The 18037-nt window shown below is 73.5% G+C and carries 16 protein-coding genes; 6 read left to right on the top strand and 10 right to left on the bottom strand.

The window, feature by feature from the left end; translation table 11 throughout:
* Positions 1–4: 4 nt before the first annotated feature.
* A complete protein-coding gene (locus ACZ7OY_RS05675) occupies positions 5–2149 on the bottom strand; it encodes an FUSC family protein (protein ID WP_471910170.1) in 2145 nt (714 codons plus the stop codon).
* Positions 2150–2429: 280 nt separating this feature from the next.
* Here ACZ7OY_RS05675 and ACZ7OY_RS05670 point away from each other — a divergent pair, with 280 nt between their 5' ends.
* Positions 2430–2888, top strand: a complete 459-nt coding sequence (locus ACZ7OY_RS05670; RefSeq protein ID WP_385525732.1) for a GNAT family N-acetyltransferase — start codon at positions 2430–2432, stop codon at positions 2886–2888.
* Between the two features lie 44 nt (positions 2889–2932).
* Here the strand turns inward: ACZ7OY_RS05670 and ACZ7OY_RS05665 are convergent, their stop codons facing one another.
* On the bottom strand, positions 2933–3625 hold the full coding sequence (locus ACZ7OY_RS05665) for a uracil-DNA glycosylase (protein WP_471910169.1): 693 nt from the start codon (positions 3623–3625) through the stop codon (positions 2933–2935).
* Positions 3626–3845: 220 nt separating this feature from the next.
* On the opposite strand from ACZ7OY_RS05665, the gene ACZ7OY_RS05660 reads away from it, so the two are divergent.
* A complete protein-coding gene (locus ACZ7OY_RS05660) occupies positions 3846–4370 on the top strand; it encodes an RNA-binding S4 domain-containing protein (protein ID WP_471910378.1) in 525 nt (174 codons plus the stop codon).
* Between the two features lie 37 nt (positions 4371–4407).
* Here ACZ7OY_RS05660 and ACZ7OY_RS05655 read toward each other — a convergent pair whose 3' ends face one another.
* Positions 4408–4899, bottom strand: a complete 492-nt coding sequence (locus tag ACZ7OY_RS05655; protein WP_471910168.1) for a DoxX family protein — start codon at positions 4897–4899, stop codon at positions 4408–4410.
* Positions 4900–5089: 190 nt separating this feature from the next.
* Here ACZ7OY_RS05655 and ACZ7OY_RS05650 point away from each other — a divergent pair, with 190 nt between their 5' ends.
* Positions 5090–5356 (top strand): DUF6343 family protein, encoded by a 267-nt coding sequence (locus ACZ7OY_RS05650; protein ID WP_471910167.1) that lies wholly within the window; start codon positions 5090–5092, stop codon positions 5354–5356.
* Between the two features lie 57 nt (positions 5357–5413).
* Here the strand turns inward: ACZ7OY_RS05650 and ACZ7OY_RS05645 are convergent, their stop codons facing one another.
* The 4 genes from ACZ7OY_RS05645 to rpsA form a co-directional block, all read right to left on the bottom strand.
* The gene (locus ACZ7OY_RS05645) at positions 5414–5794 is read right to left on the bottom strand and encodes a tetratricopeptide repeat protein (RefSeq protein ID WP_162469890.1); all 381 of its coding nucleotides are present in this window, start codon (positions 5792–5794) and stop codon (positions 5414–5416) included.
* Positions 5795–5881: 87 nt separating this feature from the next.
* Positions 5882–6571 carry a dephospho-CoA kinase gene (gene coaE / locus ACZ7OY_RS05640; protein WP_471910166.1) on the bottom strand — a complete coding sequence of 230 codons (690 nt, stop codon included), beginning with the start codon at positions 6569–6571 and terminating at the stop codon, positions 5882–5884.
* A 151-nt stretch (positions 6572–6722) separates the two neighbouring features.
* A complete protein-coding gene (locus tag ACZ7OY_RS05635) occupies positions 6723–7661 on the bottom strand; it encodes a PAC2 family protein (protein ID WP_351618574.1) in 939 nt (312 codons plus the stop codon).
* 212 nt (positions 7662–7873) lie between these two features.
* Positions 7874–9367, bottom strand: a complete 1494-nt coding sequence (gene rpsA, locus ACZ7OY_RS05630) for a 30S ribosomal protein S1 (RefSeq protein WP_152895055.1) — start codon at positions 9365–9367, stop codon at positions 7874–7876.
* Positions 9368–9686: 319 nt separating this feature from the next.
* Here rpsA and ACZ7OY_RS05625 point away from each other — a divergent pair, with 319 nt between their 5' ends.
* Positions 9687–10553 carry a class I SAM-dependent methyltransferase gene (locus tag ACZ7OY_RS05625; RefSeq protein ID WP_471910165.1) on the top strand — a complete coding sequence of 289 codons (867 nt, stop codon included), beginning with the start codon at positions 9687–9689 and terminating at the stop codon, positions 10551–10553.
* Positions 10554–10593: 40 nt separating this feature from the next.
* Positions 10594–13563: an ATP-dependent RNA helicase gene (locus ACZ7OY_RS05620; protein ID WP_471910164.1), complete on the top strand. Its 2970-nt coding sequence runs from the start codon at positions 10594–10596 to the stop codon at positions 13561–13563.
* On the opposite strand, the gene pgfA is transcribed toward ACZ7OY_RS05620, so the two are convergent.
* From pgfA to ACZ7OY_RS05605, 3 genes are all read right to left on the bottom strand, one after another.
* Positions 13553–14545: a cell envelope lipid trafficking protein PgfA gene (gene pgfA, locus ACZ7OY_RS05615; RefSeq protein ID WP_471910163.1), complete on the bottom strand. Its 993-nt coding sequence runs from the start codon at positions 14543–14545 to the stop codon at positions 13553–13555. The two genes, ACZ7OY_RS05620 and pgfA, sit on opposite strands and share 11 nt — an antisense overlap.
* A 55-nt stretch (positions 14546–14600) precedes the next feature.
* Entirely contained in the window at positions 14601–14735 is a 135-nt protein-coding gene (locus tag ACZ7OY_RS05610) for an SPW_0924 family protein (protein ID WP_351617647.1), read from the bottom strand.
* A gap of 175 nt (positions 14736–14910) precedes the next feature.
* A complete protein-coding gene (locus ACZ7OY_RS05605; RefSeq protein ID WP_471910162.1) occupies positions 14911–16644 on the bottom strand; it encodes a lytic transglycosylase domain-containing protein in 1734 nt (577 codons plus the stop codon).
* A gap of 272 nt (positions 16645–16916) precedes the next feature.
* Between ACZ7OY_RS05605 and ACZ7OY_RS05600 the strand changes: the two genes are divergently transcribed.
* Complete coding sequence (locus ACZ7OY_RS05600; RefSeq protein WP_471910161.1) at positions 16917–18017, top strand: DUF4184 family protein; 1101 nt, start codon at positions 16917–16919, stop codon at positions 18015–18017.
* Positions 18018–18037 lie beyond the last annotated feature (20 nt).

The raw sequence follows: 18037 nt of genomic DNA, 5'->3' as shown, positions 1-18037 counted from the left end.
GGTCCTAGCCGACCCGGACGGCCCCGGCGGGCAGGGGCAGTTGGAGCGCGCCGAGCCCGGCCCGCTCGCGCATCCTCGTCAGCTCCTCCAGCAAGTCGGTGAGCCGCTCGATGTGGCGGGGCGTGAGCCGTCCCGTGTCGTCGAGATGCACGGCGCAGGCGGTGGTGGTGTCGACCAGCCGTTCGAGCAGGGCCGCGACCTCGTCGGTGCCCTCGGTGTGCCGGGCGAGGGCGGGCAGTTCGGCGGCGGCGTGCGCGATGGCCGTACGGGCCTCGGCGAGCGTCCGATAGGCCTCGCGCCGCAGGGTCCAGCGGGCGGCACGGGCAGCGGACCCGAGGTCTGCGGACCCGAAGGCTGCCGGCCCGGAGGCGGTCGACCCGGAAGCGGCTCCGCCGGGAGCGGTTCCGTCGGGAGCGGTTCCGTCGGGAGCGGCGGGAACCGCGGCTGACAGCTGGGGCGACGGGAACCCGTCGGGCGTACGAGGTCCGCCGGACATACGAGGACCTGACGTACGAGGACCTGACGTACGAGGTTCGTCGGACGTAAGAGGACCGGACGTACGAGGTTCGTCGGGCGTGCGAAGGCCGCCCGACGTGCGGGGCTCGTCGAGGACGTGGGTGAGGTAGGCCTGCGCGGCGCTGCCCGCCGTGGCCAGTCGGGCGCGTACGCCCCCGCCCCGCTCCCCCGGCATCGGCAGATGTCCGACGATCAGCACGATCGCGCAGGCCAGCAGCGTCTCGGCGATCCGGCTCACGGACGCCTGCGGCTCCCCGCCGACCATGACCAGGGCGAGGACGAGGACGGTGACGACGGCGGTCTGCGCGGCGAAGTGGCGGGTGGAGACCGGCACCAGGGCACCGCAGACCGCGACGAGCACGACGAGTCCCCAGGTCCCGGGCAGGACCTCGGCGAGGACGGCGAAGACGAGGGCCCCGAGGACGGTTCCCGCGGCCCGGCACAGCACCCGGGACGCCAGCGGCCCGAGGTCGGGCTTGACTAGGAAGACGGCGGTGGCGGGCAGCCAGTACCAGTGCGCGTGCCGCCCGTACCAGTGGGCGTGGTGCAGCGCCTGGGCGACGGCCGCGCTCGCCCCGAAGCAGAGGGCGACCCGCAGCCCGTACTCGCGCCCGCCGCCGCCGAAGACGGTCCGGAGCAGATCTCCCGCGGTCCGCCTCCGGGTGTGCAGGTCGGCGCCCTCGCCCCGGTCGAAGGCGTCGGCGGCGTGCAGCAGGGCGTCGTCCAGGGCGCGCAGGGCGGGCAGTGAACGGCCGGGCGCGGGCAGCGGTCCGGTGGAGGTCCCCGTACGCACGGCGGCGGCGAGCCGCCGGAGCGCCTCGCCGGTCCTCCCGGACACCTCCTCCCCCGCCCAGGCGAGCGCGGTCGCGGCCTCGGCCAGGGGCAGCGCGGCGGCGTACTGCGTGTGCAGCCGCCGCTCGGCGGCGGAACCGCCGTGCCGCCGCAGCCGGGGCCCGGCGAGTGCGTCCTGGGCGTGGTCGAGGGCGGCGGTGAGTGCGGCGCGCCGGGCGGTCGCCCGGGCGCCACCGGCGGCGTCCAGCAGGTCGGCGACGGCCTCGTACACCCCGGCCACCGCCTCTCGTTCCCCGTCGAACCTGAAGTCACCGGTGAGGGCACCGGGTGTGGGCAGGGCGATCCGCAGCACGAGCAGCCACGCGGCCCCCGCCAGGAAGACGAGGGCACGCTGCCAGCCGCTCTCGGGCAGGGGCATCCCGGCGCCGATGGCGGCGGCGACGAGCAGCTGTGTGGCGGCGCCGGAGGCGACGGGCCCGATGGCGCTGACCCCGCCGGCGACCAGGGCCACCACGGTGAGCAGTGCCGTGAGGAGCACGGGCGCGGTGTGCTGTCCGGCGTACGTGCCGACGAGCAGTCCGGCCGCACCGGCGAGCGCGGGCACCCCCAGCCGCTTGACGGCGGCCCGGCGGCTGCCCGGCCGGTCGTTGAACCCGGTGAGCATGGCGGCGATGGCGGCGACGACACCGAGGGAGGTACGTCCGGCGAGTACGGCGGCGAGCAGCAGGGGGCCGGCGGCCAGCGCGCCTCGGGTGACCGCGCTCCAGGGGACGGGGCCGCGCTGGGTGCGCAGGGTGTGGGCGAGCCAGGGCGGCAGAGCGGGTGCGGCGGGGCGGGGCACGGAACTCCTTCGTCGGGCGCAGGCGGGGTGTGCCTTCGGACGACGTCGGCCGGGCGGTGGGCAGCGGACTGCTGGGTATGGCTGCACTCTCCACCGTAGAACATGTTTATGGAGACAGCGGAACACTCATATTTCCATGGCGTTACAGGTGCTCCGCCATGGATACGACGGCAGCTCGCGAAAATACGGATGCGGGCGTCGGAGCGGGCGTGGATGATCGGGAGGTTGTCCGGAGATCGCGGCCATCGCCGCCGGTCCCGGTGAGGGAAGGGGACCACCCGTGAGTTCTGATCGTGCCGTCGTGCTTCGCCGGGCCGCCGGTTCCGACGCCGGACCGGCGGCCGAGGTCTGGCTGCGCTCGTTCGCCGCCGCGCTGCCCTCGGTCGTCAGACCGCGCTCCGACGACGACGTGCGCGACCACTTCCGCGACGTGGTGGTGCCGTTGCGGGAGACCTGGGTCGCGGAGACGGCCGGTGCGGTCGTCGGGGTGATGGTCCTCGACGGCGAACTGCTCTCCCAGCTCTATCTCGCCCCCGACTGGCGCGGCCGGGGCCTCGGCGACCGGTTCGTCGTACTGGCCAAGGAGCGCAGCCCGCAGGGCCTGACGCTGTGGACCTTCCAGGTCAACGAACCGGCCCACCGCTTCTACGAGCGGCATGGCTTCGTGGCCGTCGAGCGCACGGACGGCAGCGGGAACGAGGAGCGGGAGCCGGACGTGCGGTACGTGTGGCGGCCGTAGCGCATCTGCCGCAACTACCGCGCGTTTCGCGCCTGTCGGGCCTGTCACGCGCTCCCGAGTCCCGCCGCGTCCGCGGCCGTGCGCAGCACCTCGCGGAGCATGGCGGGCGTGAGCCGGCCGGTGAAGGTGTTGCGCTGGCTGACGTGGAAGCAGCCGAAGAGCTCCAGCCCGTCGAGGGACACCCGGGCGCCGTGCCCGAAGGCCGGCCGCGGCCGCGGGACCGTCCAACCCGCCGCGGCGAGCGCGGGCAGCGCCGCCTGCCAGCCGAAGGCGCCGAGCACCACCACGGCGCGCAGGGTCGGCCGCAGCAGGGCGAGCTCCTGGACGAGCCACGGCCGGCAGGTGTCGCGTTCCGCTGGCGTGGGCTTGTTGGCGGGCGGGGCGCAGTGGACCGGTGCGGTGACGCGGACGCCGTACAGCTCCAGTCCGTCGCCGAGGTCGACGGAGGTCGGCTGCGAGGCGAGGCCGACGTCGTACAGCGCCTGGTACAGCACGTCCCCGGAGCGGTCGCCGGTGAACATCCGGCCGGTGCGGTTGCCGCCGTGGGCGGCGGGCGCCAGGCCGACGATCAGCAGCGACGCGTCGGCGGGACCGAAGCCCGGCACCGGACGTCCCCAGTAGGTACGGTCGGCGAAGGCGGCCCGTCTGGTACGGGCGACCTCCTCGCGCCATGCCACGAGCCGGGGACACGCCGTGCACCCGGTGATCCGGGCGTCCAGAGCGGCCAGGCTGTCCATGCAGCCACCGTAGACCCGCACCCACCCCGGCCACGTGGCGGCGGGTGCGCTGAGGCCGGGAAAAACCCCGCGGAAGGGACCGGTCCCGGAGGCTAGAGTCGGGACCATGGCTGTTGAGGACTCGGACCGGACGACGGACGCGCAGACGGACCCGCAGGGTACGGCGTCGCGGAGCCACACGGACGGGGTGAGCGGCACGCCCACCACCGGCGGCGGACATATGACGGACGGCTCGGTCGGCACGGACGGCGCAGAGGGCGCGGACGGGGCGCACGACACGGGCGCGCCGGATCCGAAGGTCGCCGCCGCGATCGCCGCCGCCGAGGCGGCCGGCCCCGCGAGCGGCCAGTCCGTACGCATCGACAGTTGGATCTGGTCCGTACGGCTGGTCAAGACCCGCTCCCAGGGCGCCACCGCGTGCCGGGGCGGGCACGTACGGGTGAACGGCGAACGGGTGAAGCCCGCGCACTCGATCCGCGTGGGCGACGAGGTGCGGGTACGGCAGGAGAACTGGGAGCGGGTCGTCGTCGTGAAGCGGCTGATCCGCAAGCGTGTCGGCGCGCCCGTGGCCGTCCAGTGCTACGTCGACAACAGCCCGCCGCCCCCGCCCCGCGATTACTTCGCCCCGGCGGGCGTCCGCGACCCGGGCACCGGGCGCCCCACCAAGCGGGACCGCCGCGAGACCGAACGGCTGCGCGCCCTGAACGGGCTGCGTGGCCCGGGCGGCCGTCCCGAAGGACGGTGACCACGGGCCCAAGGACGGTGACCGCGGGCCACGGACGTCACGCTCGGCGCCGCCGTACCGCTCGCAGCAGCTCGGCGTTGTGCCCACGCCTGGCCCAGGCGATCAGCGCGAGCGGCACGAGCAGTATCAGCGGTGTCGCCGCGTTCTGTCCGTCGAAGACGGTGACCTGGACGACGAACGCCCCGATCATCAGCGCGCCCAGCGCGACCGCGGCCACCGACTGGAGCACCGGGACCAACAGGGCCACCGCTCCGGCCAGTTCCAGCGCACCGATGGTGTACATGCCGGCGCTGCCCCAGCCGATGCGGTCGAATGATTCGACGGCCGACGAGTGCGCGATCAGCTTCGGCAGGGCGCTCGCGAACGCGTAGAAGAGGGCGAGCAGCACCTGGAGCCCGCGCAGAACGATCCGACCGGTACGAGCGGTCCGAGTGGCCTGAGCGGTACGAGCGGTCCGGGGCTGTCGGCCGCCGGCGGTGACAGAGGCGGCGGAGGCGGCGGTCTCGGCGGTCTCGGCGGTCTCGGACATGGGGTCTCCTGTGTGAGCGGGTCCGTGGTGCTTTCACAGAGGTAGACCGGGGTGCGCAGAGGAACTCATCGCCGTCCGTCAGTGATTACGGTGCCGCGGCGCCCGGTGCCGCCCGTGCAGCCCGCCGCCCGGACCGGTTGGAGAACGCCCGCACCGGAGAGTACGTTGCAGACAGGAGCAGGTGATCCTGATGCGTACGGGCAGTGAGCCGACGACAGCGCGCAGTGCACTGCGGCTGCGCTTGTGGCTGAGCGTGTGGGGGCTGGTCTGGACGGTCTTCGGGACCGTGGCCTTCCTGCTGGTCGGCCGGCCCGGCTGGGCCGCCGCCTGCGGGGCGCTGTGGCTGGTCGTCACCGTCGACCTGTCGATGATCCTCAAGCACATCAGGCAGGGCCCGCACTACCAGCCGGGCCCCGAGGTCCCGCCGTACCGTCCGCCCGAGCGCCGGCGTCCCTGACCGGTGCCGGCGGCGGGCTCAGGAGCCGAACGGCCGGCTCAGGAGTCGAACAACCGCTCAGGAGTCGAAGCGGGCCGCCTTCAGGTACTGCGGCTTCGGGTCCAACGCGGCGGCCAGCCGGAAGTGGCGCTTGGCCTGGTCGTGCCGTCCCTGCCGCTCGTAGGTGCGGGCGAGCGCGAAGTGCGCGAACGCGTTGTCCGGCTCGCGCTCCAGGACGATGGTGAACTCCAGCTCGGCGGGCCGCAGTTGCGCCGCGGCGAAGAAGGCCCGTGCGCGCAGCAGCCGGGCGGCGGTGTTCTCCGGGTGCGCCGCGATGACGCCGTCGAGCAGCTTCACCGCGCCTCGCGGGTCCCGTGCCGCGAGCAGCTGCTCGGCGGCGCGGAAGTCGATGACATGCGTCTCCGGAGTACGTCCGGTCGAACCGCTGGTTTCGGGCACGCGAAATTCCTTCCCTTGCCGGGATGATTCAACGCCCGGACCGCGCACCCCTATTCCTGGCCCTGTTCCAGGGGGTGATGCCCGAGGTCATTCCCGGGGTCCGCGATCCGTCTCCCGGTCCGTCTCCCGGTCTGTCCCACGGTCCGTCTCCCGGTCTGTCCCACGGTCCGTCTCCCGCGACGACCGCGCCCGGTGCACGAGATCCGCCCACACCTCGCGCACCCGCTGCTCCAGCCGGGCGAGCGGCACGTCGTTGTCGATGACGATGTCGGCGATCTCCAGGCGCTTGTCCCGGCTCGCCTGGGCGGCCATCCGCGCGCGGGCGTCCGCCTCGGTCATGCCGCGCAGGCGTACGAGCCGGTCGAGCTGGGTCTCGGGGGCGGCGTCGACGACGATCACGAGGTCGTAGAGCGGCGCGAGGCCGTTCTCGGCGAGCAGCGGGACGTCGTGGACGACGACGGAGTCCGCAACCGCGGCGCTCTCCAGCTCGCGGGAGCGGGCGCCGACGAGCGGGTGGACGATCGAGTTCAGGACGGCGAGCTTCTCCGGGTCGGCGAAGACGAGGGAGCCCAGCCGTGGCCGGTCGAGGCTGCCGTCCTCGGCGAGCACCTCCGCGCCGAAGGCGTCCACGACGGCCACGAGTCCGGGGGTTCCCGGGGCGACGACCTCCCGCGCGATCCGGTCCGCGTCGATCAGCACGGCTCCGCAGGCCACGAGCAGCCGCGACACCTCGCTCTTGCCGGCTCCGATACCACCGGTCAGGCCCACGGACAGCACGACCGCGCCTCCCCCTCACCATGCCCCGCCACCACGGGACGTACCGACCTGTTCCGACGGCCACCGTCCGGACCCGCCGGGTCACCCCCCCCCCGGGGGTGGCGCCGCGGGCGCGGACGAGCGGCACGCTGCCGTGCGGCAGCGTATCGGATCAGTTCTCGCCCTCCCGCTCCGCGAGGAACTTCTCGAACTCCCGGCCGATCTCGTCCGCCGACGGGATGTCGACGGGCTCGGCGAGCATGTTGCCCCGGCTCTCGGCGCCCGCGGCCGCGTCGTACTGGTGCTCCAGACCCTGGACCAGGGAGGTGAGTTCCTCGTCGCCCTCCTGGATCTGCCGCTCTATCTCGGTCTGCGTCCGGTGCGCGTCGGTGCGCAGGGCGTGCGCGATGCCGGGCAGGACCAGGCCGGTGGCGGCGGTGACGGACTCCAGGACGGTCAGTGCCGCGTCCGGGTACGGGGAGCGTGCGATGTAGTGGGGCACATGGGCGGCGACACCCAGCACGTCGTGGCCGCCCTCGATGAGCCGGTACTCCACGAGCGCCTCGGCGCTGCCGGGGACCTGTGCCTCGTCGAACGGGCTGCGATGGCCCGGGACGAGGTCCGTGCGGTTGCCGTGCGGGGTGAGGCCCACGGGGCGGGTGTGCGGGACGCCCATGGGGATGCCGTGGAAGTTCACGGACAGCCGGACGCCGAGCCGCTCCACGATCTGCTGCACGGCCGCGGCGAACCGCTCCCACTCGACGTCCGGCTCGGGGCCGGACAGCAGCAGGAAGGGCGCCCCGGTGGCGTCCTGGACCAGCCGCACGTCGATGGCGGGCTCGTCGTAGTCCGTCCACTGGTCGCGCTGGAAGGTCAGCAGCGGGCGGCGGGCCCGGTAGTCCACGAGCCGGTCGTGGTCGAAGCGGGCCACGACCTGGTGGGGCAGCGAGTCGAGGATCCGGTCGACGATCTGCTCGCCGGTCTCGCCCGCGTCGATGTATCCGTCGAAGTGGTAGAGCATGACAAGTCCGGCCGACTCCTGGGCCAGCGCCATGTCGACGACGCCCAGCCCCTTCGGCTCCCATGCGTACAAACCCTGCGGATCAAGCACTTGGACCGCTCCTCCTCGTGTTCCTACTGCACAACGTCGTCGACGACGCGCGCATTCCCGGACCACGACCTTGATCAGGCGGAACTTACGGTCCTTCAGACGGCGTCGCCCGCAGGGCCGGTCGGAACGCGCGTACCGGAACACACAAGCACCGAGGGCCCGCACCCGGGTGGGTGCGGGCCCTCGGCAGAGAGCTAGCTACTGCTCAGCGATCAGCTCTGGCCGCCGGCCAGCTTCTCGCGCAGCGCGGCAAGCGCCTCGTCCGAGGCCAGCGCGCCGGACGTGTCGGCACCCTCGGAGGAGTACGAACCGCCACCGGACGCGGCCGGAGCCGCAGCCTCGCCGCCCTCGGCGGCAGCGGCCTCGTCGGCCTCGCGGGACTTGATGACCTGAGCCTGGTGCTGCTCGAAGCGCTGCTGCGCCTCGGCGTACTGGTGCTCCCAGGCCTCGCGCTGGGTCTCGTAGCCCTCGAGCCAGTCGTTGGTCTCGGGGTCGAAGCCCTCGGGGTAGATGTAGTTGCCCTGGTCGTCGTACGACGCGGCCATGCCGTACAGGGTCGGGTCGAACTCGACCGAGGCCGGGTCGGCACCGAAGGACTCGTTGGCCTGCTTCAGCGAGAGGCTGATGCGACGACGCTCGAGGTCGATGTCGATGACCTTGACGAAGATCTCGTCGTTGACCTGGACGACCTGCTCCGGGATCTCCACGTGGCGCTCGGCCAGCTCGGAGATGTGGACCAGACCCTCGATGCCCTCGTCCACGCGGACGAACGCACCGAACGGAACCAGCTTCGTGACCTTACCCGGGACGACCTGGCCGATCTGGTGGGTACGGGCGAACTGCTGCCACGGGTCCTCCTGCGTCGCCTTCAGCGACAGGGAGACACGCTCGCGGTCCATGTCGACGTCGAGGACCTCGACGGTGACTTCCTGGCCGACCTCGACAACCTCGGACGGGTGGTCGATGTGCTTCCAGGACAGCTCGGAGACGTGAACCAGACCGTCGACGCCACCCAGGTCCACGAAGGCACCGAAGTTGACGATCGAGGACACGACGCCGGAGCGGACCTGACCCTTCTGGAGGGTCGTGAGGAACGTCTGGCGGACCTCGGACTGGGTCTGCTCCAGCCAGGCACGGCGGGACAGGACCACGTTGTTGCGGTTCTTGTCCAGCTCGATGATCTTGGCCTCGAGCTCCTTGCCCACGTAGGGCTGGAGGTCGCGGACGCGGCGCATCTCGACGAGGGAGGCCGGCAGGAAGCCACGGAGGCCGATGTCGAGGATGAGACCACCCTTGACGACCTCGATGACGGTGCCGGTGACGATGCCGTCCTCTTCCTTGATCTTCTCGATGGTGCCCCAGGCACGCTCGTACTGGGCGCGCTTCTTCGAGAGGATCAGGCGGCCTTCCTTGTCCTCCTTCTGGAGAACAAGGGCCTCGATCTCGTCGCCGACCTTGACGACCTCGTTCGGGTCGACATCGTGCTTGATCGAGAGCTCGCGGCTCGGGATGACACCTTCGGTCTTGTAACCGATGTCGAGCAGGACCTCGTCCCGGTCGACCTTCACGATGACGCCGTCGACGATGTCGCCGTCGTTGAAGTACTTGATCGTCTCGTCGATCGCGGCGAGGAAGGCTTCCTCGTTACCGATGTCGTTGACCGCAACCTGCGGGGTGGTGGCGGTGGTCTCGGTGCTGCTCGTCATGTGGGAAAGGGCTCCGGTTACGGACAGAAAGTCGTAGGTACTGCTACGCCGGGAGCCCGTGATCGCTCTGATGAAGCCGGACAGCCAAGGAAGCGCCACACCGAGAGAACTCTGGCGGCGCCTCGAAAACCGAGGGGACATACAACAGATGCGAGCGCAGCCTGCTAGGTCTGAGGAGCGCAGGCTCGCAGCGCAACTTGTAGCATACGGGGGCAGCCGGGCAGGGTCAATGCGCGAAGGCGCACACCCGGGGCGGATCGCCCCAAATCCGGCACAAAAACTCGTCCCAGCAGGCCACACAGGCCGGGAGACCCCTTCCGTGACACGCCCGGCGTGTGGCAGGAAGTGGCCGCAGACTAATACGAGGGAGCCGATCATCCAAGAGCCCGAGACCTTCGAACCGGAAGCCACCCGCCGCGCCTCGGACGTCGCGGAGAGCGCGAGGGCCAACCGGGGCTGGTGGGACCGCAACGCCGACGAGTACCAGGTCGAGCACGGGACCTTCCTCGGGGACGACCGCTTCGTGTGGGGCCCCGAGGGCCTGGACGAGGTGGAGGCCGAGCTGCTCGGCCCGCCGGAGGCGCTCAAGGGCAAGGACGTCCTGGAGATCGGCGCCGGCGCGGCCCAGTGCGCGCGCTGGCTGGCCGCCCAGGGCGCGCGCCCGGTCGCGCTGGACCTCTCCCACCGCCAGCTCCAGCACGCGCTGCGGATCGGCGGATCGTTTCCCCTCGTCTGTGCCGACGCGGCCGCGCTGCCCTTCGCGGACGCCTCCTTCGACCTGGCGTGCTCGGCGTACGGCGCGCTGCCGTTCGTGGCCGACCCGGTCCTGGTGCTGCGCGAGGTGCGCCGGGTGCTGCGGCCCGGCGGCCGGTTCGTCTTCTCGGTGACGCACCCGATCCGCTGGGCGTTCCCGGACGAGCCGGGTCCCGAGGGCCTCTCGGTGGCCGCCTCCTACTTCGACCGCACGCCGTACGTGGAGCAGGACGAGGAGGGCCGGGCCGTGTACGTGGAGCACCACCGGACCGTCGGCGACCGTGTGCGCGACGTGGTGGCGGCCGGTTTCCGCCTGGTCGACCTGGTGGAGCCGGAGTGGCCGGCCTGGAACACCGCCGAGTGGGGCGGCTGGTCGCCGCTGCGCGGGAACCTGATCCCGGGGACGGCGATCTTCGTGTGCGTACGTGACTGAACACATGTGCGTACGGGACTGAACATACGAGGCTGAACGAGTGATCCGTTACGACGCCCTGGACGCCCTGCCCGTCCGCGCGGCACTGCCCGCCCTGGACGAGGCCCTGGAGGCGCACGGCACGGCCGTCCTCGTGGCGCCGCCCGGCACCGGCAAGACGACGCTCGTCCCGCTCGCCCTGGCCGGTCTGACCGGCGCGGGTCCCGCGCGGCGGGTGGTGGTCGCCGAGCCGCGACGGATCGCGGCGCGGGCGGCGGCCCGGCGGATGGCCTGGCTGCTGGGCGAGAAGGTCGGCGAGAGCGTCGGCTACACCGTGCGCGGCGAGCGGGTGGTCGGGCGCCACGCACGCGTGGAGGTCGTCACGACCGGTGTACTGCTCCAGCGCCTCCAGCGTGACCAGGAGCTGGCGGGCGTCGACGTGGTGGTGATCGACGAGTGCCACGAGCGGCATCTGGACGCGGACACGGTGGCGGCGTTCCTGTGGGACGTCCGCTCGGCGCTGCGCCCCGAGCTGCGCCTGGTGGCCGCGTCGGCGACGACCGACGCGGACGGCTGGGCGCGGCTGCTGGGCGGAGCGCCGGTGGTCGAGGCGCGCGGGGCCGCGTACGACGTCGAGGTGGTGTGGGCGCCGCCGGCCCGGCCGCTGCGGCCGCCGCACGGGATGCGGGTCGACCCGGCGCTGCCGGCGCACGTGGCGTCGGTGGTGCGCAGGGCGCTGGCCGAGCGCTCCGGTGACGTGCTCTGCTTCCTTCCGGGCGTGGGCGAGATCGCGCGGGTCGCCGGACAGCTCGGGGCGCTCGGCGACGTAGATATGCTCCAGGTGCACGGGCGGGCTCCGGCGGCCGTGCAGGACGCGGTGCTGGCGCCGGGCGCGAGGCGCCGGGTGGTCCTCGCGACGTCCGTGGCGGAGTCGTCGCTGACGGTGCCCGGGGTGCGGGTGGTGGTCGACTCGGGGCTGGCGCGCGAGCCGCGCGTCGACCACGCGCGCGGGCTGAGCGCGCTGGCGACCGTACGGGCGTCGCAGGCGGCGGGCCGGCAGCGGGCGGGGCGGGCCGGGCGCGAGGCGCCGGGCGCGGTGTACCGGTGCTGGACGGAAGCGGAGGACATCCGGCTGCCGCGCTTCCCGGCACCGGAGATCAAGGTGGCCGACCTGACCGCGTTCGCCCTCCAGGCCGCCTGCTGGGGAGATCCGCAGGCGTCGGGGCTGGCGCTGCTGGATCCGCCGCCGGGCGGGGCGATGGCGGCGGCGCGGTCCGTGCTGACGGCGATCGGCGCGGTCGACGCGGCCGGCCGGGCCACCCCGCGCGGGGTCCGCATGGCACGGCTGGGGCTGCACCCCCGGCTGGGGCGGGCGCTGCTGGACGCGGCGGCGGCGGTCGGCGCGGAGCGGGCGGCCGAGGTGGTGGCCCTGCTCGCCGAGGAGCCGCCGCGGGAGTACGGGGACGACCTGGCGGCGGCCCTGCGGGCGGCCCGGCGCGGGGGTGACGCGTACGCGGCCCGCTGGCGGACGGAGACACGACGCCTGCGGTCCGCCGTGGCGGGGGCGGCGGATCCCGGTACCGGGGACACGGGACTCGGCGCGGGATCCGCGGGCGCCACGACCGAGTCCGCGGGTGCCGGCTCGGGTGCCGTCGGTGCCGTGCCCCCGGATCCCGCCGCCGGCTCGGCGGATCCCGTGGCGGGATCCCCGGATCCAGCCGCGTGGTCCGCGAGTGCCGCGGCCGGTGCCGTGGGTGCCGCGGCCGGTGCCACGGGTACTGCGGCCGGTGCCACGGGTACTGCGGCCGGTGTCTCAGGCGCTATGGCCGGCGCCCCGGGTGCCGCAGCCGGTGCCACGGGTGCCGCAGCCGGTGCCACGGGTGCCGCAGCCGGCGCCACGGGTGCCGCAGCCGGCGCCACGGGTGCCGCAGCCGGCGCCACAGGCACTTCGGCCGGTGCCCCAGGCGCCGTGGCCGGTGCCGCTGGCGCCGTGGCCGGTGCCACTGGCGCCGTGGCCCGTGCCGCTGGCGCCGTGGCCGGTGCCGGGTCGGGGCTCGGGGAGGATCGGCTGGTGGGGCTGGTTGCCGCGCTTGCCTTTCCCGAGCGTGTCGCCCGGGCGCACGGCGACTCCTACCTGATGGCCTCGGGGACCCGCGCGGAGCTCCGCGAGGGCTCGGGGTTGCGCGGGACGCCCTGGCTCGCGGTCGCGGTAGCGGACCGGCCGCTCGGCCGGGGGCACGCGCGGGTGCAGCTCGCGGCCGTGGTGGACGAGGACGTGGCCCGGTCCGCGGCCGCGCCGCTGCTCTCCCACGGCCAGGAGGTGCACTGGGCGGACGGCGACGTGGTCGCCCGGCGGGTCGAGCGGCTGGGTGCCGTGGAGCTCACGGTGCGCCCGCCGGCCGCCCCGGACCCCGGACTCGTACGGAACGCGCTGGTCGAGGGGTTGCGGCAGGAAGGGTTCGGGCTGCTGCGGTGGACGCAGGACGCGGAGTCGCTGCGCCGGCGGCTCGCCTTTCTGCGGCTGCACCTCGGTGACCCGTGGCCGGACGTCGGCGACGAGGCGCTGCACGCGCGCGTGGACGACTGGCTGGAGCCGGAGCTCGGCCGGGCGCGCCGGCGCGCGGACCTGGCGCGGATCGACGCCCGGGAGGCGCTCGCCCGGCTGCTCCCGTGGGCGTCCGGGGACGCCGCCCGTCTCGACGAACTGGCCCCCGAGCGGATCACCGTGCCCAGCGGTTCCCAGGTCCGGATCGACTACGGGGATCCGCAGCAGCCCGTGCTCGCGGTGAAGCTGCAGGAGATGTTCGGCCTCCAGCGGTCGCCGGCCGTCGCGGGGGTGCCGCTGCTCGTGCATCTGCTCTCCCCGGCGGGCCGGCCCGCCGCCGTCACCGCCGACCTCGCCTCCTTCTGGAAGGACGGCTACAAGGACGTACGGGCCGAGCTGCGCGGCCGCTATCCGAAGCATCCCTGGCCGGAGGACCCCGCCACCGCGGAGCCGACCCGGCACACCAACGCCCGGCTCAGGCGGTGACCGGTTCGGGGTCCGCGGCGGGCGCCGGTGCCGGACCGCCGGGGCGCCGGCCGCGTGCCTCCAGCCAGAGGGAGAGGGCCAGCAGCAGCGCGGCCAGGGCCAGGAAGCCCCAGGGCAGGTAGGAGGTCAGCAGCAGGACCAGGGTGCGGTTGGACTTGACCAGGGCGACCGTGTGTTCGATGTAGTCCTCGCGCATCTTCACGTGTCCCGCGAACGCGGTGACCTTCGCGCGGCCGCCGAGCAGGGTGCCGCCGCGCAGTTCCTCCTGGTGGATCTCCTCGCCGTAGACGGGGGCGCCGGTGACGGGTTCGACCCAGAACCTGCGGACCGTGGTGTACCAGCGGGTGGTGCCGGTCCCGGCGACGGACTCGGGCGTGACGCCCTCGACGGGCATGACCTTGGGGAACGCGACCTTGGTCCAGGGGACGGTCTGCTCGAAGTAGTAGACCTTCAGGCCGCGGAAGTCCCGGGTGCCCCGGTAGTGGATGGGCGCCGAGGTGCGGGTCTGCGCGTCGAAGTACTCGTAGTCCCGCTTCTCCGTCAGGAAGGGCCACTTGAACTCGATGCCCTGCCGTCGCACCGGATCGCCGTCGACGGCCTCGCCGGTGGCGTGGACGGGTTCCTGGGTGTGGGCGTCGAAGATGTAGCGCTCGGACACCTTGGATACCATCTTGCCGTCGGGGCCCTGGACATAGGAGAGGCCGTCCCAGACCACGACGTCCCGGCCGGCGGTCTTCTCGATCCGGTCCGACTCCGCCACGTTGCCCTTGAGGGTCTGCACGATGGTGACCTTGGAGACCTTGCGGGCCTGCATGGTGCCGTAGTCGAGGAGGGTGGCGTCCTTCGCCTCCAGGACCATGTCCTGGTACTGGTTCGCGGGGATCTTGGCCAGGCGCGGGAAGGCGTACCAGCGCAGCAACGGGGACAGCGCCGCGAAGAACACGGCGAGGGCGAGCAGGACCAGGCCGGCCTTGCGGCGCATCTCGGCCTCCCTCCCGGGTGGAATCGGCTTTCGGCGGACGGCTGTCAGCGGACGGTCACGGGTGTGCGGGGACCGTCGTCAGCAGCGGTTCGGGGGACGTGCGGCCGGTCGGTGAGCCCAGCGCGGTGAGGGTGAGGACCAGGGCGAACGCGAGGGCGAGACCGGTCGCGGCGGCGATCAGGGCACGCATACGGAGCCTCCCGACGGACTGGAACTGATACCTCGTCAGATCGGGCACCGTAGCAACGGCCGGGCGAGATGAGAACACGCAGGGCGCACACGACGAAGGCGCCCCGCCGCCGAAGCGGAGGGGCGCCCTGTCTCGCGCGGGCCGGAAGACCAACCGGCGGTGCCGGCCGGGCCGGTCAGGCCGAGGGAGTCGCGGAAGCGGACGCGGAGGCGGTCGCCGAGGCGGACTCGGTGGGGCTGGGGGTCGGGTCGGGCGTCGCGGCCGCCGTGACCGTCAGTTCGACGGTCAGCGTCGCCCCGCCGGTGGTGGTGATGCGCAGCAGGTAGGTGCCGGCGGTGTCGTCCGCGTACAGCTTGGGCAGCTTCAGCAGGCCGTTCGCGTCGGTCTCCAGGCCCGTCAGGGTGCGTACGGCGTTGCCGTTCGCGTCCTTGAAGTAGGGGCCCTTGTCGTTCTCGGTCGTGTCACCCGCCGCCGCGACGAGCATGGCGGTGGCCGCGACCTTGTCCGCGACGGCGCCGCCGTAGGTGGCCTTCACCTCGACCTGGTCGGCGAACTCCCCGCCCGCGGTGCAGCTCGGCGCGGCGTCGCCGGTGCGGGTGAGCGTGTCGGCGGCGCGGGCGCTGACGGTGGCCGCGTGGTCGACGGCGGAGAGCGTGCGGCCCACGACGAGGGCTCGGACGGTGAAGCTGCCGGTCTTCTCGCCCGCCTGGAGCACGGGCGCCACCGCGACGCCCGTGGTGTCGGTGACGACGGTCGCGACGCTCTCGCCGCCGGTGAAGGTGGCGTCGGTGTCGCCGACGAGGGTGAAGCGGATCCGTACCTTGCCGACGCCCTTGCCCGCCTTGGTCTCGGCGCGCGTGCTGATCTTCCCGTCGAACGCCTGGCCCGCCGTCGCGGTGAGCTTCGCCGTGCCGACGTCCTTGAGGTGGTCCACCGTGTCGGTCGGCGTCGGGGCCGGAGTGCTCGGCGTCGACGGCTTCGGCTTCTCGGGGGCCGGCGCGGACGGATTGGGCGTCGAAGGCGCGGACGGTGAGGTGGTGGGGCCCGACGAGTGCTGGCCGTCGCTGCGGTGGGCGGGCAGGCTGCCGGTGCCGTCCGGGATCTCGTGGGTGCCCTTGCGGTAGTACTCCAGCCACGACAGGACCGTGTTCAGGTAGTCCTGCGAGTAGTTGTAGCTGAGGATCGCGCGGTGGAGGTCGGCCTGGGTGGACAGGTCCCAGCCGTTGCGGCACAGGTAGTGGCCCGCGGCGAGGGCGGCGTCGTAGACGTTGTTGGGGTCCTTGGCGCCGTCGCCGTTGCCGTCGCGGCCCGCCCACGCCCAGGTGGACGGGATGAACTGCATGGGGCCCACGGCCCGGTCGACGGTGGTGTCGCCGTCGTAGGCACCGTGGTCGGTGTCCTGGATGAGCGCGAAGCCGTTGCCGTCCAGCTTCGGGCCCAGGATGGGGCTGAGGGTGGTGCCGTTGGCGTCGACGTTGCCGCCGCGGGCCTGGCCCGACTCGACCTTGCCGATGGCGGCGAGGAGTTCCCAGGGCAGGTTGCAGCCGGCCTTGGAGCCGGCCAGCTCGGCCGCGGCCTTCTTGTAGGCGTCCAGGACGGTGGCGGGTATGCCCGCCTCGACCGGTCCCGTCGCGACGGGGCCCGCGCTCGCGCCCGGCGTCGGGGCCGGGGTCGCGGGGTCCGGGCTGTTCAGCGGCGGCAGGTCGGTGTAGTAGGGCGAGTTGCCGGTGGCGGCGCCGTCGCCGACGGTCGCCTCGGGCGTGGCCTGCGCGTCGGCGGCCGTCTGCCTGCCCTGGGTGTCGACCGTCACTCCCGGCGCCTGAGAGGCGGAGAGTGCCGCGACCGCGGCCGCCGCCACGGTGGTGGCGAGGGCCCCCTTGCGAAGACGCTTGCCGAATTGCGCCGCCATCGAGTGAACCCCTCCCGTGGGCGCCGTGTGCGCCCGACCGACTTCCGTCTGCATGTCCCGCTCTGGTGTGACGGCCCTGCCGCCCCGGGGGTTGCCCTCCCGGGTGTGTGACCCAGGCGACCCTACGACAACTTGCTTTCCACGGGCACCCGTTCGCGCCCGATATTCACCAGTTGGCCAAGTCCGGTTATCCGAGACGATCGTCACGCATACTGGACGGCAAACGATCATCGGGTCGGCCGTTCGGCCAACGTCCTGCACAGGAGGCCGAGTTGCCGTTCACCCTGAGCCACGCGGCGGCCGTATTGCCCGGATTGCGCACCGACGGCTCCGGCCGGGGGCCGCTGGTGCCCGCGGTCCTCGTGGCCGGTTCCTTCGCGCCCGACATGACCTATTACGCGGCAGGTGCCGTCCCGGGGGCGATGGAGTTCGGCGAGGTCACGCACTCCTTCCCGGGCGTCTTCACGGTCGACGTGCCCGTCGCCTGGGCGCTGGTGGGCCTGTGGTCGCTGGTGCGGGAGCCGCTGGTGGCGCTGCTGCCGCGGACCCGGCAGGGGCGGTGGGCGGCGCTGCTGCACTGCGGGGCGCCGCGGGCGCGCGCGGGGGCGGTCACGGCGGCGCGGTGGTACCTGTCGGCGGTGCTCGGCGCGCTGACGCATGTCGTGTGGGACGCGTTCACGCACCACGACCGCTGGGGTACGCGACTGTTCCCGGTGCTGGGCCGGGAGGCGGCGGGCCGGCCGGTGTACTGGTACGCGCAGTACGGCAGCTCGGCCGTGGCCGCGGTGGTGATCGCCGCGTTCGTGCTGATCGCACTGCGCCGCACGCCCACCCGCCCGGTTGCGGCCCGTCCGGTTGCGGCCCGCCCGGTTGCGGCCCGCCCGGTTGCGGCCCGCCCGGTTGCGGCCCGCCCGGTTGCGGCCCGCCCGGTTGCGGCCCGCTCGGCCGCGGCCCGTCCGACGGCGGCCGGTCCGGCAGCGGCCCGCCCGGCCGAGGGGCCGACGGGTGCCGCCGACGAGAGGGCGGAGGGCGGATTCTCGGGTGTGCCGGTTCTCTCGGCGCGGGACCGCTGGTGGGCGGCCTCGTTGCTCGGCGGCTGCGTGCTGGCCGGGGCGGTGCAGCGGGTGTCGCGGGGGTGGGTGTCCTGGGACACGACACTCAGCCTGTTGGAGCTGATCCCGACGCTGTGTTTCGGCGTGGGCGCGGGACTCGTGCCGGGACTGCTGCTGTACGCCGTCGGCGTCCGCGTGTGGCGTCCGGCACCCGGGGCCGCCGCCGGGCGCCCGGAGGACGTGGAAGGCGTGGAGGGCGTAGAGGACGTGGAGGGTGTGGAGGCCGTGGAGGGCGTCAGCGTCGGCCGGGGCCGTCCTTAGGGCTCCCTTGGGGCTCCGGA

This window comes from Streptomyces sp. NPDC107559 (assembly GCF_055657365.1).
Note: the sequence above shows the minus strand (reverse complement) of the source record. Positions and strands in the feature narration are given on the sequence as shown.